The sequence below is a fragment of the Pseudomonas sp. GW-45 genome, from assembly GCF_056896675.1.
In genome coordinates this window covers 3748929-3764402 of the sequence record NZ_CM167674.1, presented here as the reverse complement: position 1 = coordinate 3764402, position 15474 = coordinate 3748929, and the positions used below count along the sequence as shown (strand labels likewise).

The window sequence follows — 15474 nt, the reverse complement described above, 5'->3', positions numbered from 1 at the left end:
TCAGAGTTCCCGTGCAGCAGAATCAGCGGCCCAAGGCGCCTTTGGCAACAGCCGTACCGCATCCCCTTCATGTAGCAGGTGCGCGCCCAGCGCAACGATGCGTTGCCCCTCGCGCAGCCCTTCAGACAGCAGCGCGTATTCTTGCCCCAGACTGGCCACTTTGACCGGGGTAAAGTGCACGGTCGAGGCTTCATCTATGACCCATACACCGGTGCCAGCACCCGCGTCGTACAGCGCACCGAGCGGCACTCGAGCTAGCGCAGAAGCGGCGCTATCATCCAAGTGAATGCTTATTGTTGCACCAATCGCCAGTGGCGTTTCACCGTCTTCCAGCACATAGCGGGCGCGATAGGTACGCGTGACTGGGTCAGCAGAGGCAGACAGCTCACGCAATTTGGCCGGAATAATGGTGTCGGGGTCACCGAAGAGCTGCGCAGCGGCCGCGTGGTCAGCCAGGTGGCGTTGAGTTTCCGGAATACTGATGACCGCCTCACGCGCACCTCTATGCGCCAATCGGGCAACGACTTGCCCCGCAGCAACCACCTGACCTGCATCCGCCAGCACGTCGGTAATCACGCCATCGGCATCGGCCGTCAGTGTTGAATAGCCGCGCTGATTTTCCACCTGAGCGTTATCGGCACGGGCCGAGGCCATGTTCGCCTCCGCCACCCGAAGGCCGGTGACCACCTCATCAAAAGAACGACGTGACACCGCGCCCGTCTCGACTAACTGGCGATAGCGCTTCTCATCATCCTGCGCCTGCCGCAACGAGGCTTGCGCCGAACGCACGCGGTTGTTGGCGGCGCGCAGTGCCAGCTCAAAATCATCCACGTCCAACACCAGCAGGGTATCGCCCTTGCTGACCCGCTCACCCGGATCAACCCGACGCTCAATCACTTTGCCCGCGACGCGAAAGCCCAACTCGCTTTCCGTGCGCGCGGCGACCACCCCGGTAAAAGTGGCACCGCGGCTAGTCGCTGGATGCACCTCAGTTGCCAGCACCATGCGCGGCTGCGCGGTGTCGTTAGTGATGGGGGCTTCGTCGTTTTTCTCACAGCCCACGATCGCAACCAGCAGACACGCCAGCAACAGGGTTTTTCCTGCAGACATCCTGAATTCTCCCTTTCCCACTCGCAGGGCCAACGTTGGCCCAATATTTTTTTAGTTATCTATTTAGCTCGATATCGTTAGTGAGATATCGCTTCCAGCAAGGTAGCAACGCCTTGGCCGCCCGCAATGCATTGCGTGGCAATCGCATACCGGCCACCGGTGCGTCTCAGCAATGCCGCAGCCTTGCCAGTAATGCGCGCACCGGTGGCACCCAATGGATGCCCCAACGCCAAAGCGCCACCATCTAGGTTGACCCTCTCCAGCGGCATGCCCAGCTCACGCAAACAGGCGATTGACTGGCTGGAGAACGCCTCGTTGATTTCCATCAGGTCGACATCATTGATGCTCAGCCCGGCGCGAGCAAGCACTTTACGCGTTGCCTCTACCGGCCCCATACCCATTATCTCTGGCGCACAGCCGCCCACGGCGACCGCTTTAATACGCGCAAGCATCGGTAGCCCATGCTTGCGGGCAAACTCTTCGGTGCATACCAACACCGCTGCACTTCCGTCCGTGAGTGGCGACGCAGTGCCTGCGGTGACCATACCGCCAAACGCTGGTTTAAGCTGCGCGAGCGCCTCAAGGTTGGTACCGGGGCGGATACAACCATCCTCTGTCACCACACCGTCAGGCGTCGTCACCGGCACGATTTCATCTGCCAACAAGCCCGCTTCACGCGCTTTGGCCGCCTTGGCGTGCGATAGCACGGCCAGCTCGTCCTGCTCCTCACGGCTCACCTCAAAACGCCGTGCTACTTCTTCTGCGGTATGCCCCATCGCCATATAAACCTCGGGGAAGCTTTGCAGCAGATCCGGATTGGCCGAAGGATTGAATCCACCCATAGGCACGCGCGTCATGGACTCAACACCAGCGGCAATGAAGGCCTCGCCAGCGCCCAGCATGATTTGGCCCGCAGCAAAGTGGATCGCAGTCATGGAGGAACCACAGAAACGGTTCACCGTCACACCACCCAAGGTATCCGGGAAGCCGGCGCGAAAACTGGCGATCCGCGCGATATTCGTGCCCTGTTCGGCTTCCGGGTAGGCACACCCCATGATCACGTCTTCAAGGAGCGCGGGGTCCAGGTCAAGACGAGATACCAAACCGGCCAGCACCTGCGCGGCCAGATCGTCAGGGCGCAGATTGATCAAGCCGCCTTTGCGTGCGAACTGAAAAGGGGAGCGTACGTAGCCGGCGATAACAATGGATGTCATGGCGTTGTTCCTCAATGACAAGGTAAATGGGCAACACCATCAAATGATAACCATAATCTAAATAGCCTGCATAGCATTACATGCATAATTTAAATTATCTTCAGTGAATCAAATAAGACTCAAACAGGGAACCCATGTCCTCGGCCAGATCGGCCAAATGCTCTGGATTGGTATCACGTTGCGCGAAGCTGCGCAGACCGATTACCTGCCCTTGCAGCAAACGCGCAAGGCGCGCGCAGTCTACTTCTAAGCGAATTTCGCCCTGCGCCTGAGCGCGGCCCAACTCAGCCGCCAACAGCTGCTCCATCTGATCCAGCACGTGATTAACCTGCTGCTGCAAGGCGGGCTCTTCTTCGTTCACTTCCAATAACGTCTTGATCAACATGCACGCCCGCGGCGGGCGATTTTCGCGCACCAGACAAGGGCCGGCGAGGCTGCGCAGGTAAAATCTGAACCCTTCAACCAAGTTGTCACTGGTACTCAGACAGCCTGCCAACTCCTCCGCCATCTGCCGGGCGTAGGAGTTGAGGGCTTCGCTGAACAAGCCACTCTTGCTGCCAAAAGTGGCGTACAAGCTGCCGGGGCGCATATCCAGGGCCTGCTCAAGATGCTTCATTGAGGTAGCGTGGTAACCACGCTCCCAAAACAGGTCAACGGCTTTATCCAACGCAATCTGGCGGTCATGGCGGGCGGGTCTGGGCATCGAAGCTGTCCTGAGTTGGATTGACGAAGGGCTGGTTGAGCGAGCGCTCAATAATAACTTGAATGATCACTCAAATACAGCTACGGTGAACTACCTGAGCAATCGCTCAAAAACATCAACAGCTCGGAGATCCTATGTCAGATTTCAAACTACACGACAAAACATCCGCCCCGGAAGCTTCCAAGGCGCTGCTGGAGAAATCAGAAAAAGGTTTTGGTCGCATCCCAGGCCTGCACAAGGTCATGGCGGAAGCACCCGGCCTGCTTGATGGTTATCAGGTGCTACACGGCCTGTTTCAGGACAGCAGCTTTAACGCCGATGAGCTGACCGTGGTTTGGCAGACCATTAACGTCGAGCACGAATGCCACTATTGCGTGCCTGCGCACACCGGTATCGCCAAGATGATGAAAGTATCAGACGACATCACCGACGCCCTGCGCAACGAAACGCCGCTCCCCGACAGCAAGCTGGAAGCCCTGCGCACCTTCACTTTGGCTATGGTGCGTAAGCGCGGTGAAGTGGATAAAGCCGACCTGGATGCCTTTTACGCCGCCGGCTATGCCCAGCGCCAGGTACTAGAGGTGATTCTCGGTCTGGCCCAGAAGGTCATGAGCAACTACACAAACCATGTAGCTCAGACCCCGGTCGACGAAGTTTTCCAGCAGTACGAATGGCATCGCGCCAAGTAAGATTTGTGGCTGGCCTCAGGCGGGAAAACTAACCCGTACCAGCAGGCCGCTGACGGCGCCCTCGTGCAGACTAATGTTGGCACGATGGGCGCGGCAGATCTCACCGACAATCGATAGTCCTAGCCCGGTCCCTTCCGGGCTTTGATGATAAAAGCGCTCAAATACCCGATCGCGGTCAGCTTGCGGAATACCGGGGCCGCTGTCTTCCACCTCTAGCACCGCCGGCGCCCGTAAACGCAAAATGATCTGCCCATCCTTGGGCGTGTGGTGCAGCGCGTTATCAATCAGATTGCCCAACAGCTCTTGCAACAACGTTGGCTCTCCCCAGACACTGAAAGGTGCGTCTACTTCCAACGCCAGCGCGACCGCGCGACCGTGCGCCAGCGGTGCCATCGCCAATGCCAGCTCCTGTACCAACGGCGCCATCTCGATCAACTCCGCGCTGCCCTCGGCCACCGCCCGCGCGCCACGTTCAATCCGCGCCATCGACAGCAATCGGTTTGCCAACTGAATAGTGCGATCGGTACTGGCATCTGCTTCATGCAGCGCCTGCTGCCAATCCGTCGGTTGTTCGCTGCGCAGGCCCAGTTCGATGCGCGCCTTGAGCGCCGCCAGCGGCGTGCGCAACTCATGCGAGGCTTCAGCGATGAAGTCGCGTTGGCGCTCGAAGTTCTCCCTGAGCCGCCCGGTAAAGTGGTTAATCGAATCCACTAGCGGGCGCACTTCGCGCTGAAGACCCGTCGTATTAATTGGCCGCAGATCATCGCTGCGTCGCTCGGCCACTTCATTACGCAAGCGCTGCAAGGGGCGCAACGCCGCCGTCACCGCCAACCAGGCCATCAACAAAGCGCTAGCGGCCAGCACCCCCAGGTTGATCAGTGATTGGCGCAGCAGGTTACGCGCCATACGCTCGCGCGCTTCCAGTGTTTCTGCCACGCGGATTTCCGCCATGCCTTGGCTGCTGCCGCCGCTGATCGGTTGCAACAGGCTGACCAGGCGCACCCCCGTATTGCGGTAATCGGCATCGTAAAAACGCGCGAGCGCTGGATAATCCTGCGTCATAGGTACGTCTTCATTCGGCCCCGGCAGGTCTTCATAACCGGAGACCGAGCGACCTTGCAGATCCAGTACCTGGTAGTAAAGGCGACCCGTGATGTCGTAGGCAAAGTTATCGAGCGCGATATAAGGCACTTCAACTGACAGCTCACCTTGCTCATCGTAGAGTCGCTCGGCGATAGCGCGGGCAGAGGACAGCAGCGAGCGGTCGTAAGCCGTATCCGCGGCGCGGCGCGCGTTCCAATAGGCAAAGCTGCTACCCAGCAGCAACAGAATGGAGAGCACCAGCGCCAGCCGCCGTAACAGCCGGCCACGCAAACTCATGCATCGGCCTCCAACAGATAACCCAAACCACGAAACGTGACGATACGCACACCGCTGCCTTCCAGCTTGCGTCGCAGCCGCGAGATGTAGATTTCAATCGCTTCAGGGTTGGCGTCCTGGTCCAGACCAAACACCTTGCCGGCCAGTTGCTCCTTGCTCATCAGCCGACCCGGACGCGCAATCAGATTTTCCAGCACCGCGTGTTCGCGTGAAGGCAGCGCCAGCGACGTCTCGGCCAAACTGAACCGTCGGTCGTTCAGATCGTAGGCCAAGGTTCCGCATTGCTGCTGACGTTCGCCGCCCATCAAACTACGCCGCAGCAGGGCGTTGACCCGTGCTTCCAGCTCACTCAACTCAAAGGGTTTGGCTAGATAATCATCAGCGCCCAGATTCAGACCGCGCACGCGATCAGCTACTTCGCCACGCGCCGTCAACATGAGTACTGCCAGGGTCTGCCCGCGTTCACGCAATTTGCGTAACACCTCAAAGCCATCCTGGCGCGGTAAGCCAACATCAAGAATCGCTAGGGCGTAATCCTCGCTGCGCAACGCCAGATCAGCGGCGATGCCATCGTGCAGCGTGTCCACCGTCCAGCCCCCGGCCTTGAGCGCGCGGGATAGACTGTCAGCCAGTTCGGGGTCGTCTTCTACCAGCAGAATGCGCACTGCTGCTCTCTCTCAATAAGGGGAATTTGGCTGAGTGTACACCGCTCGTCGGCTCTGCACAGCGCGGCCTGCGTGCCTTTGCAGATGAAAGGTTGCTGAAAGGTTAGCGCATTAGCATCACCCGACGGTCACCCACCGAAGTAGCAGCAAAACACAAAAAAAGAACAATGGAGTACCCGTATGATCACAGCATCCATGGCTCGGCGCCGGGGTTTGCCTAGCACTCTGCTCGCCACCAGCTCACTACTGCTCGCACCACTGCTACATGCAGAAGGTTTCGTCGAAGACAGCAGCGCCAAGTTCAGCACCAGCAATATCTATTTCAATCGCGACTTTCGTGAAGGCACTGGCCAATCCAAGCGTGAAGAGTGGGCGCAGGGTTTTATTCTTGACCTGCAATCCGGCTTTACCCGAGGCGCCGTTGGCTTTGGTCTGGATGCCAAAGCCATGCTCGGCGTGAAGCTGGATTCCAGCCCCGACCGCACCGGCACTGGCCTGCTGCCAACCCACGACGATGGCCGCGCCGCTGATGAATACAGCAAGCTGGGACTGACCGCCAAGGCGCGTTACTCCGAATCAGAGCTGCAGATCGGCACCTTGATGCCAAAAAACCCGATACTCCAACCCAACACCAGCCGCATTTTGCCGCAAACCTTTCAGGGCGGCCGGCTGGGCGTTAACGAATTCGAAAAACTCGACATTGAACTGGGTCGTCTTACCAAGACTACCGAGCGCGACTCCACCGATGCTGAAGATATGGCACTGAACAACCGCAACCGCCGTTTTGGCGGTTCGTTCAGTGCCGACAATTTTGATTGGGCCGGTCTGAATTACCAATTCAGCACCGACCTGGCGGGCAGCTACTATCTGGCACAACTGGATGATATCTACCGCCAACAGGTTTTTGGTTTAACCCATGCGTACGCGCTGGGCGAAGGCAAGCTGAGCAGCGAGCTGCGCGTCGCGGTCTCCGACGACCAGGGCAGCGCCAACGCCGGCAAAATCGATAACCAGGCTTGGCAGGGTCGCCTCGGCTACGGCCAGGCCGGTCACGAGCTGACCGTGTCGCTGCAGCAAATGCACGGCGACAACGCCTTTCCTTACGTCGATGGCAGCAACCCTTTTCTGGTCAACTTCGTCCAGATCAATGATTTTGCCGAAGCCAACGAGCGCTCTTGGCAGCTGCGTTATGACTACGATTTTACCGCCCTCGGCATCCCCGGCCTGAGCTTTATGAGCCGCTACATCAGCGGTGATGACGCCAAACCGGTAGCCGGCGGCTCGGGCTCGGAATGGGAGCGCGACACCGAGCTGCAGTACGTGTTCCAGGATGGCGCACTGAAGAACCTCGGCCTGCGCTGGCGCAACGCGAGCTATCGCTCCGACTTCGCCCGCAACGCCGATGAGAACCGTCTGATCGTCAGCTACAGCCTACCCATCTGGTAAGCACTACAATAAAAACCATGAGGAACCACCCATGAAAACAACACTTCGTTCTGCTCTGCTCGCAGCCATCTGCTTTGGCTTGGCCGGTTACACCCTGGCTGCTGAACCCAAGCGTCCGGAATGCATCGCCCCGGCCTCACCCGGCGGCGGCTTTGACCTGACCTGCAAGCTGGCGCAAAGCGCGCTGCTCGACGGCAAGCACCTGTCACGGCCGATGCGCGTCACTTATATGCCGGGCGGCATTGGCGCCGTGGCCTACAACTCCGTGGTTGCGCAACGCGCCGATGATCCGGGCACCATCACTGCCTTTTCTACCGGTTCGCTGCTGAATCTGGCGCAGGGTAAGTTCGGTCGGTATGACGAAACGGCAGTCAAGTGGCTGGCAGCCGTCGGTACTAGCTACGGCGCCATCGCGGTGCGTTCAGACTCCGAGTTCAAGACACTGGATGATCTGGTCGCCGCATTGAAGAAAGACCCCTCCAAGGTAGTGATCGGCTCCGGCGGCACCGTTGGCAGCCAGGACTGGATGCAAACGGCGCTGGTCGCTCGCGCTGCCGGTATCGACCCACGCAGCCTGCGCTACGTCGCCATGGAAGGCGGCGGCGAATTGGCCACAGCCTTGCTGGGCGGCCACATTCAGGTGGCCAGCTCCGACATTTCCGACGCCATGCCCCACATCGAAAGCGGTGACATGCGCATTCTGGCGATCCTCGCTGACGAGCGCCTGGAAGGTGACATTGTCGAAGATATCCCCACCGCCAAAGAACAGGGCTTTGATGTTAGCTGGCCTGTAGTGCGCGGCTTTTACATGGGGCCAGACGTCAGCGCTGAAGACTTCGCCTGGTGGAAGAACAGCTTTGACGAGCTGCTCGCCTCCGACGACTTCGCCACCCTACGCGCCCAGCGCGAGCTCTTCCCCTTCGCCATGACCGGCGACGAACTCGACGCCTACGTGAAGAAGGAGGTGGCTCAGTACAAGTCACTCGCCGCCGAGTTTGGCCTGGTTCAGTAACCGCTGATCAGTCACCCGAACTCGATAAACCCGGTTCAGTAACAGCTTCGCCAGCGTGCGGCCCTGGGCCCACGCTGCGCCTGCGAGGACATACCCATGCTCTATCAACGTCTGTTTGCGGCGAGCCTGCTGCTGGCTTGCCTGTGCCTTGGCGTCATCGCCTGGGGCTTTCATGCGCCCTTTTCCTATGAGCCTGTAGGGCCGCGCGCCTACCCGCTGATGCTGCTGATTCTGCTAGGGCTGGGTGCACTGGTGCTGCTGATCAAACCTGCGCTGGAGAGCAGCCCCAGCGATGAGCCAGCGCTGACCAAGCCGATGCTGATCAAAGTCGCCATCTGCCTCGCGCTGCTGCTGGCCCTCGCTTCATTGTTTGAAAGTCTTGGCTTTGTACCCAGCGCCATTTTGTTCGCCTTGGGCATGGCACGCCTGTTCGGTGGCCGTTGGCTGCCCAGCGTGGTTCTCGCCGTCGTACTCGGCACCAGCCTGTACTTTCTCTTCGACCGCATTCTGGACGTGCCGCTGCCGCTTGGCGTGCTGGCCGGATTGGAGATCTGATCATGGATACGCTGCAATATCTCGGACAAGGCTTCGACGTCGCGCTTAGCCCAAACAACCTCGTCACTGCACTGGCGGGTACCACCATCGGCACCATCGTCGGCTTGTTGCCGGGCCTTGGTCCCATCAACGGCGTCGCACTGCTGATCCCGGTTGCCTTCGCACTCGGCTTACCACCGGAAACCGCGCTGATCCTGCTCGCCTCGGTCTATCTGGGATGCGAATACGGCGGCCGCATTTCCTCGATTTTGCTGAACATCCCCGGTGAAGCATCCGCGGTAATGACGACGCTGGACGGTTATCCCCTGGCGCGCCAAGGCAAAGCGGGTGTGGCCTTGTCGATCTCCGCCTGGAGTTCGTTTATCGGCGGCATGATCGCCACGGTAGGGGTGATCGTCTTTGCGCCACTGCTGGCCAAATGGGCGGTTTCGTTCGGGCCGGCCGAGTACTTCATGCTGATGGTCTTTGCGATTGTTTGTCTGGCCGGCATGGCCGGCGACAAACCGGTCAAGACTGCCGTTGCCGTACTGATCGGCCTGATGCTGTCCTGCGTTGGCATCGACGCCAACAGCGGCGTGTATCGCTTCACCTTTGGCAGCCTGGGCCTGTCTGACGGCATCCAGTTCGTCGTACTGGTATTGGGGCTGTTCAGCATCAGCGAAATCCTCATGCTGCTGGAGCGCACCCACCACGGCCAGACCGCACTTAAGACCAGCGGTCGCATGCTGTTCAACCTCAAGGAAGGCAGCTCGGTATTGGCGACCAACCTGCGCTGCGGTGTGCTGGGCTTTATTTTCGGCGTCCTGCCGGGCGCCGGTGCCACCCTGGCCAGCGCCGTCAGCTACATGTCGGAGAAAAAATTGGCCGGCGATAGTGGCCGCTTCGGTGACGGCGATCTGCGTGGCCTAGCCGCACCAGAAACCGCCAACAGCGCTTCGGCCTGTGGCTCGATGATCCCGATGCTGACCCTCGGTATTCCAGGCTCAGGCACCACGGCAGTGATGCTCGGCGCGCTGACGCTGTACAACATTACGCCCGGCCCACTACTGTTCCAGAACCAGCCTGAGATCGTCTGGGGTCTGATTGCCTCGCTGTTTGTCGCCAACATCATTTTGATCGTGATGAACATACCGATGATCAAGCTGTTCACCCGCATCCTCTCAGTACCGAACTGGACGCTAGTGCCCGCCATCGCAATCATCACCTCAATCGGGGTGTACGCGGTGCATGCGACTACCTTCGATCTGTTTTTGATGATCGCCATCGGCATCTTCGGCTATCTGCTGCGCAAGCTGGACTTCCCGCTCTCTGCGCTATTGCTGGGCTTCATCCTCGGCGACATGATGGAAAGCAACCTGCGCCGCGCACTGTCGATCTCCAACGGCGACCTTGGCATTCTGTTTTCCAGCCCAATCGCCATTGGCCTGTGGGCACTGGTGGCCGCGATGATCGCGCTGCCGTTCTGGCGTCGTTACCGCGCCAAGCGCAGCGCCAAGCTGGCCAATGCCTGAACCGGGCAGCCAGCCCCGCTGGTTGAAATACGCCAGCGCTCCACTGATCGGAGCGCTCGGCGGATGGCTGGCCAGCCTGATGGGCTGGCCGTTGCCCTGGATGACCGGTTCACTGCTGGCGGTCATCCTGCTGCGTTGCAGCGGCTGCCTGTGTGAACCGCCGCCAGGTTCACGCCAGGCCGGGCAATGGATAGTCGCCAGCGCCATAGGTCTGCACTTCACTACCCCCGTCTTTGAACAGGTCATCAGCCATCTGGGGCTGATAATGATCGGCGCCTGCGGCACCTTCCTGCTTAGCCTTATCGGCATTCGGATTCTCACTCGCGCCGGCTATGACCGCGCCACCGCCTATTTCGCCAGCATGCCCGGCGGCGCCAGCGAGATGGCCGTCATCGGCGCCCGCCATCAAGCCAATCTCGCCAACGTGGTAGCCGCGCATAGCCTGCGTCTGCTGATGGTGGTTTTGCTAATTCCCGCACTCTTCACCTGGGCACTGCCTGCGGTCGACGCACCAGCACCGCTGCCCACCGATCTCCTCACGCTGGCCTGGCTAGTGCCATTGGGCGGTTTGCTGGCAGTCCTGTTGCGGCGTCTGCGTCAGCCCAATCCATGGATGCTCGGGCCGCTGATCGCCTGCGCCGCTGGCGGTGTATTGCTGGATATCAACATCGCTCTGCCAGCCGGCACCAGCGCGGCTGGGCAGTGGCTAATTGGTAGTGCGTTAGGCTGCCACTTTGACCGTGCTTTCTTCCGAAAAGCGCCGGCCTTCCTGCTGCGAGTGTGGCTGTTTACCCTGCTGGCGATGCTGGTTGCCGCTGCCGCAGCGATATTGCTGAGCACGCTCGGCAATGTTGATCGTGTCAGTCTGATGCTCGGCATGATGCCCGGCGGCATCACCGAGCTGTGCCTCACCGCCGAGGCGCTGCATTTGTCAGTCGCCGTAGTCACCGCACTACAGGTGCTGCGGCTGTTTCTGGTGATGTTTTTGGCGGAACCGCTGTTCGTCCTGTGGCAGCGTCTTAAACCAGAATTACAGGACTAAACTTCGTTAAATTTCTGGCAACACTATTTACTCAGTAGACTGATCGGTCTATAAATAGCGGCATGAAGAACACTGATACACGCTCACGGCTGGTCAATGCTATGCAAATAACCTTGCAACGCAACGGACTGCACGGCACCGGGCTAACTGAATTATTGGCACAGGCCAAGGCGCCCAAGGGCAGCCTCTACCACCATTTTCCCGGCGGTAAAGAAGAACTAGCACTAGCCGCCATCGAACAGACTGCTGAGCAGCTCGTGCGCTTTTTCACCCGCTTGTTTGCCGAACATGATGATCCGCTAGAGGCCATTGCCCACTGGATCGAAAGCGCCCTGCGGCGCATCGAAGCCAGCGAGTTTCGGCTCGGCTGCCCCATGGCCGCCGCCGCACTGGACAGCAATGCCGAAGACATCGATCTGCGCCTGGCAATCAACCACAGCTTCAACCGTGTTCAACAACAGCTAGCCAGTCACCTGAACACCGCGGGATATCCGGCAGAGCACAGCGCGGACCTCGCGGCGCTCATCTTCTCCAGCTACGAGGGTGGCTTGATCATGGCCCGCGTCGCTGGCGACACCCTGCCGCTGGAGCGCGCTTTTCGTGCGTTGCTGGGGCATGTTCGACTGCAACAAAAGGCATCTCCCAATGAGCATTGATACCGCGACCGTACCGGCGCAACCATTGACCCTCATCGCTGCCGACGGCTACCCGTTGAGCGCCACTCTTTACTCAGCCAAAGCCCCTGTAGCCCAGTTGCTGATCGGCAGCGCCACCGGCGTGCCCCAAGGCTTTTACCGCCGATTTGCCGAGTACGCCGCCAGCCGTGGCTACAGCACTCTGACGCTGGACTATCGCGGCATCGGCGGCTCCGCACCGGCAAGCCTGCAAGGCTTTGAAATGGATTATCTGGACTGGGCAGAGCAAGATCTGGCAGCTGCCGTTGAGCACCTGAAAACAAGCACGCTCCCCATCTACATGGTCGGTCATTCGTTCGGCGGCCACGCGTTTGGCCTGATGCCCAATCACACCGCTATCAGTGGTCTGTATACCTTCGGCACGGGTGCCGGCTGGCACGGCTGGATGCCGCGCTCCGAGCAGCTACGCGTGCTCTTGATGTGGCGCGTGATCGCCCCGCTGATCGTTCGCGCCAAGGGCTATCTGGCCTGGCGTAAACTGGGCATGGGCGAAGACTTGCCCAAGGGCGTGTATCAGAAGTGGAAACATTGGTGCCGATTCCCGCGTTACTTCTTTGAAGACCCGCAGATGCCGGGGCTAGAGGCGCGCTTCGCCGAGATCACCACACCGATCACAGCAGTCAGCGCCACTGATGATCTCTGGGCCTCGCCCGCCTCGCGCGACGCCTTTATGTCGGCCTATCGCAACGCCGATTACCGGGCTGTCACCATCGACCCACAAACACAGAACCTGCGCCCGCTGGGCCACATGGGCTATTTCCGGCCGCACGCAGAGCCACTTTGGCAGGACGCGCTGGACTGGTTCGAACAACTTAACTTGGCTGCTCGCGCAGCCTGAAACCCCTCAAGGACATTCGCAATGAACCTAAAAGACATGACCGGCCTGCAAATCATGCAAGCCATCGCGAGCGGCGAACTGCCCTTTGCTCCAATCGCCAAAACCGTGCCAATGGAGTTCGAAGCAGCTGAAGAAGGCCGCGTGGTATTCAAAGCCACTGCCAACGAAACTCACACCAACCCAATGGGCGGCGTGCACGGCGGCTTTGCCGCCACAGTGATGGACTCGGTCACCGGCTGCGCTACTCACACCGTGCTCGGCGCTGGCGTGGGCTATGGCACCATCGAACTGAACGTAAAAATGTGCAAGCCAGTGCCTTTTAACAAGACGCTGATTGCCGAAGGGAAAGTGATTAACAAGACACGCCGCTTGGTAATTTCAGAAGGTTATCTGCGCGACGAAACAGGCTCGCTGTATGCCTATGCAACGGCGACCAATATGATTTTGAGCTAAGGGTTAGCAGCCATTGTTACGGCTGGTGAACTAGTTACTAGTGTTGTAAGCATTCGTACTTACGAAAAAAGGGTGCCCAGTGAGCACCCTTTTTTTAGGTTCATCACGTATGTCCGGGGAACGCGGCCTTGATCTTCAGGAAGAAGTAATCGGTGTCGCGGTACCCATAGGCCATGCGCTTGATCACTTTGATCTTATTGTTGATCCCCTCAAGCTGGCCGGTATGCATCGGCCAACGCACCCTAGCCAGAATCCCTCTCCAGTAAGGCTTAAGCACTTCAGCGAAGTGCATCAAAGCCGGAATGCCGCTCTCAGCAGCATGGGCATGCCATTGCTGCCACCGTCTTCGCCATTCCCAAGCGTCAGGTGCTGTCCAGAGCGAGCGTAGACTTTCCTTCATCACGTGAACCGTCATGATGGGCTGGTTCGCTTGCAGCACTTCATCAAGCCGAACCTGCTCGCGCTCGTTGAGCGAGGCTGGATTACGAAGCAGCAGCCAGTGAGCCTGCTTCACCACCCGTCGTGCGGGGCGGTCGTGGCGTAGCTGATTGGCGGCGTCCACTCGCACGCGACTGATGACCTCCCGGCCATACTTGGCAATGACATGGAACAGATCGTAAACCACACGTGCGCGGGGGCATCGAGCTCGAACCTCGAGATCGAAAGCGGTATTCATATCCATGGCCACCGCTTCGATACGGGCGCAGCCTTCTGGTCCAAGCTGTTCAAAAAAGGGCCGAATGGCCCGGCGGCTGCGGTCCTGGGCCACGTATAGAACCCGACGTGTATCGGCATCGAGGATCACACTGGCGTAGCGATGCCCCTTAAATAGGGCGAACTCATCCATGATTAGGCGGCGCGGTTGGGCCGTCGGAAGTGATGCCACAAGGGACTGGAGACGCTGATGATCCAGGCGTCTGACCGTGCTCCAATGCAGACCAAACATGTCTGCCACGTGCGCCACCGGTAACCGAGCGCAGCATTCTGCAGCCGCCTGAGCCAGCCGCTTAGTCAGGCGCGCGTGTTTATCAAGCCAGCTCACCTGTTGCAGGCAGTGCCCGCAGTCAGGGCATTCCAGGCGATACAGAATCAGATCGAGAATAACGGGATGACCGAGCATGGGAAGGTCGCGTACGCGACGTCTAACTCGCTCATGTATCTGGCGGCAAGGCTTGGCGCAGCCACCGCAGGTAAGTGATGAGTCATCAGGAGTCAGCGAAACGCAGACGTGGCCGTCGAGAAGTTGTAAATCGAGGACGTAGAAGTCCTTCCAGAACGGCAGCCAATCGGTATGATCAAGCATGAGACGGTGCTCTCGGATTATGGTGTTGGTCGCACAACCATCATGACCGAGATGTCACCGCCTCACCTCATTCCAGAAACGAAAAGTCCGGGTTGCCCCGGACTTCCGTGAAGAACCTTTTTTTATCGATCCACGTAGCAATCTGGCTTAGCTGCCGGGCATGACCTTAAGCAAAGTCAGCAGCTCTTTCGCAGCTTTCTCGGAGGACCCAGGATTCTGGCCCGTAACCAGCAAGCCATCTACCAGCACATACTCGCCCCAGTCTTCGCCCTTGCTGTACACGCCGCCTTTTTCTTTCAGCGCGTCTTCGAGCATAAAGGGCACCACGTCGCTCAGGCCCACGGCGTCTTCTTCGGAGTTGGAGAAACCGGTCACGCGTTTGGCGCCAATCAGGTACTCACCGTCTTTACCTTTAGCGTTCACCAGTGCCGCCGGTGCATGGCACACCGCCCCAATGGGTTTATCGGCCTTGGCGAAGGCTTCCAGCAGCGCGAGTGAATCAGCGTCTTCGTGCAGGTCCCACATGGGGCCGTGCCCGCCGGGATAGAAGACCGCGTCGTAATCATTAGCGGCAACCTTGGACAGCACATGAGTGCTGGCCAGCTGTGCCTTAGCGTCGGCATCCGCATCAAAACGCTCAGTCGCGGAGGTCAGGGCGTCTGGCTCTGCACTGGTCGGGTCAAGCGGCGGCTGGCCGCCCTTCGGCGAGGCCAGGGTGATCTCGGCGCCAGCGTCTTTAAGCACGTAATAGGGCGCGGCAAACTCTTCCAGCCAGAAGCCGGTTTTCTTGCCGGTGTTGCCAAGCTTGTCGTGGGAGGTGAGAACCATGAGAATCTTCATATTGTCTCTCTCTTATCT

The 15474-nt window shown here is 59.2% G+C and carries 16 protein-coding genes; 9 read left to right on the top strand and 7 right to left on the bottom strand.

Annotated features, from left to right (window positions below; genetic code table 11):
- The 3 genes from AC1XYH_RS17745 to AC1XYH_RS17735 all read right to left on the bottom strand — a co-directional run bounded on the left by AC1XYH_RS17745 (position 1) and on the right by AC1XYH_RS17735 (position 3027).
- A complete protein-coding gene (locus AC1XYH_RS17745) occupies positions 1–1110 on the bottom strand; it encodes an efflux RND transporter periplasmic adaptor subunit (protein WP_483324443.1) in 1110 nt (369 codons plus the stop codon).
- Positions 1111–1187: 77 nt separating this feature from the next.
- The gene (locus AC1XYH_RS17740) at positions 1188–2324 is read right to left on the bottom strand and encodes a thiolase family protein (protein WP_483324442.1); all 1137 of its coding nucleotides are present in this window, start codon (positions 2322–2324) and stop codon (positions 1188–1190) included.
- A 100-nt stretch (positions 2325–2424) separates the two neighbouring features.
- A complete protein-coding gene (locus AC1XYH_RS17735) occupies positions 2425–3027 on the bottom strand; it encodes a TetR/AcrR family transcriptional regulator (protein ID WP_483324441.1) in 603 nt (200 codons plus the stop codon).
- A 134-nt stretch (positions 3028–3161) separates the two neighbouring features.
- Between AC1XYH_RS17735 and AC1XYH_RS17730 the strand changes: the two genes are divergently transcribed.
- Complete coding sequence (locus AC1XYH_RS17730; protein ID WP_483324440.1) at positions 3162–3716, top strand: carboxymuconolactone decarboxylase family protein; 555 nt, start codon at positions 3162–3164, stop codon at positions 3714–3716.
- Between the two features lie 15 nt (positions 3717–3731).
- Here AC1XYH_RS17730 and AC1XYH_RS17725 read toward each other — a convergent pair whose 3' ends face one another.
- Complete coding sequence (locus AC1XYH_RS17725) at positions 3732–5096, bottom strand: sensor histidine kinase (protein ID WP_483324439.1); 1365 nt, start codon at positions 5094–5096, stop codon at positions 3732–3734.
- Entirely contained in the window at positions 5093–5761 is a 669-nt protein-coding gene (locus tag AC1XYH_RS17720) for a response regulator (protein WP_483324438.1), read from the bottom strand. The genes AC1XYH_RS17725 and AC1XYH_RS17720 overlap by 4 nt, the downstream gene beginning before the upstream one ends.
- Before the next feature lie 180 nt (positions 5762–5941).
- Here AC1XYH_RS17720 and AC1XYH_RS17715 point away from each other — a divergent pair, with 180 nt between their 5' ends.
- The 8 genes from AC1XYH_RS17715 (at position 5942) to AC1XYH_RS17680 (ending at position 13313) form a co-directional block, all read left to right on the top strand.
- Positions 5942–7207, top strand: a complete 1266-nt coding sequence (locus AC1XYH_RS17715; protein ID WP_483324437.1) for an OprD family porin — start codon at positions 5942–5944, stop codon at positions 7205–7207.
- Positions 7208–7238: 31 nt separating this feature from the next.
- Positions 7239–8219 carry a Bug family tripartite tricarboxylate transporter substrate binding protein gene (locus AC1XYH_RS17710; protein WP_483324436.1) on the top strand — a complete coding sequence of 327 codons (981 nt, stop codon included), beginning with the start codon at positions 7239–7241 and terminating at the stop codon, positions 8217–8219.
- A gap of 96 nt (positions 8220–8315) precedes the next feature.
- Positions 8316–8774, top strand: coding sequence for a tripartite tricarboxylate transporter TctB family protein (locus AC1XYH_RS17705; RefSeq protein ID WP_483324435.1), 459 nt, complete (start codon positions 8316–8318; stop codon positions 8772–8774).
- Positions 8775–8776: 2 nt separating this feature from the next.
- Positions 8777–10285, top strand: a complete 1509-nt coding sequence (locus AC1XYH_RS17700) for a tripartite tricarboxylate transporter permease (RefSeq protein WP_483324434.1) — start codon at positions 8777–8779, stop codon at positions 10283–10285.
- Complete coding sequence (locus AC1XYH_RS17695) at positions 10278–11327, top strand: AbrB family transcriptional regulator (protein ID WP_483324433.1); 1050 nt, start codon at positions 10278–10280, stop codon at positions 11325–11327. Before AC1XYH_RS17700 ends, AC1XYH_RS17695 begins: the two co-directional genes overlap by 8 nt.
- A 62-nt stretch (positions 11328–11389) precedes the next feature.
- On the top strand, positions 11390–11983 hold the full coding sequence (locus AC1XYH_RS17690) for a TetR/AcrR family transcriptional regulator (RefSeq protein WP_483324432.1): 594 nt from the start codon (positions 11390–11392) through the stop codon (positions 11981–11983).
- Positions 11973–12860, top strand: a complete 888-nt coding sequence (locus AC1XYH_RS17685) for an alpha/beta hydrolase family protein (RefSeq protein ID WP_483324431.1) — start codon at positions 11973–11975, stop codon at positions 12858–12860. The genes AC1XYH_RS17690 and AC1XYH_RS17685 overlap by 11 nt, the downstream gene beginning before the upstream one ends.
- Positions 12861–12881: 21 nt before the next feature.
- Positions 12882–13313: a PaaI family thioesterase gene (locus AC1XYH_RS17680; protein WP_483324430.1), complete on the top strand. Its 432-nt coding sequence runs from the start codon at positions 12882–12884 to the stop codon at positions 13311–13313.
- Positions 13314–13416: 103 nt separating this feature from the next.
- Here the strand turns inward: AC1XYH_RS17680 and AC1XYH_RS17675 are convergent, their stop codons facing one another.
- Together AC1XYH_RS17675 and AC1XYH_RS17670 are read right to left on the bottom strand one after the other, a co-directional pair.
- Positions 13417–14616 carry an ISL3 family transposase gene (locus AC1XYH_RS17675; RefSeq protein WP_182250114.1) on the bottom strand — a complete coding sequence of 400 codons (1200 nt, stop codon included), beginning with the start codon at positions 14614–14616 and terminating at the stop codon, positions 13417–13419.
- 147 nt (positions 14617–14763) lie between these two features.
- A complete protein-coding gene (locus tag AC1XYH_RS17670; RefSeq protein ID WP_483324429.1) occupies positions 14764–15456 on the bottom strand; it encodes a type 1 glutamine amidotransferase domain-containing protein in 693 nt (230 codons plus the stop codon).
- Positions 15457–15474 lie beyond the last annotated feature (18 nt).

Bases quoted from the DNA above. Each gene is read 5' to 3' on its own strand.
- AC1XYH_RS17700 (WP_483324434.1), top strand. From the start codon at position 8,777: ATGGATACGCTGCAATATCTCGGACAAGGCTTCGACGTCGCGCTTAGC.
- AC1XYH_RS17705 (WP_483324435.1), top strand. From the start codon at position 8,316: ATGCTCTATCAACGTCTGTTTGCGGCGAGCCTGCTGCTGGCTTGCCTG.
- AC1XYH_RS17730 (WP_483324440.1), top strand. From the start codon at position 3,162: ATGTCAGATTTCAAACTACACGACAAAACATCCGCCCCGGAAGCTTCC.
- AC1XYH_RS17670 (WP_483324429.1), bottom strand. From the start codon at position 15,456: ATGAAGATTCTCATGGTTCTCACCTCCCACGACAAGCTTGGCAACACC.
- AC1XYH_RS17725 (WP_483324439.1), bottom strand. From the start codon at position 5,096: ATGAGTTTGCGTGGCCGGCTGTTACGGCGGCTGGCGCTGGTGCTCTCC.
- AC1XYH_RS17680 (WP_483324430.1), top strand. From the start codon at position 12,882: ATGAACCTAAAAGACATGACCGGCCTGCAAATCATGCAAGCCATCGCG.
- AC1XYH_RS17690 (WP_483324432.1), top strand. From the start codon at position 11,390: ATGAAGAACACTGATACACGCTCACGGCTGGTCAATGCTATGCAAATA.
- AC1XYH_RS17685 (WP_483324431.1), top strand. From the start codon at position 11,973: ATGAGCATTGATACCGCGACCGTACCGGCGCAACCATTGACCCTCATC.
- AC1XYH_RS17715 (WP_483324437.1), top strand. From the start codon at position 5,942: ATGATCACAGCATCCATGGCTCGGCGCCGGGGTTTGCCTAGCACTCTG.
- AC1XYH_RS17710 (WP_483324436.1), top strand. From the start codon at position 7,239: ATGAAAACAACACTTCGTTCTGCTCTGCTCGCAGCCATCTGCTTTGGC.
- AC1XYH_RS17695 (WP_483324433.1), top strand. From the start codon at position 10,278: ATGCCTGAACCGGGCAGCCAGCCCCGCTGGTTGAAATACGCCAGCGCT.
- AC1XYH_RS17735 (WP_483324441.1), bottom strand. From the start codon at position 3,027: ATGCCCAGACCCGCCCGCCATGACCGCCAGATTGCGTTGGATAAAGCC.
- AC1XYH_RS17740 (WP_483324442.1), bottom strand. From the start codon at position 2,324: ATGACATCCATTGTTATCGCCGGCTACGTACGCTCCCCTTTTCAGTTC.
- AC1XYH_RS17675 (WP_182250114.1), bottom strand. From the start codon at position 14,616: ATGCTTGATCATACCGATTGGCTGCCGTTCTGGAAGGACTTCTACGTC.
- AC1XYH_RS17745 (WP_483324443.1), bottom strand. From the start codon at position 1,110: ATGTCTGCAGGAAAAACCCTGTTGCTGGCGTGTCTGCTGGTTGCGATC.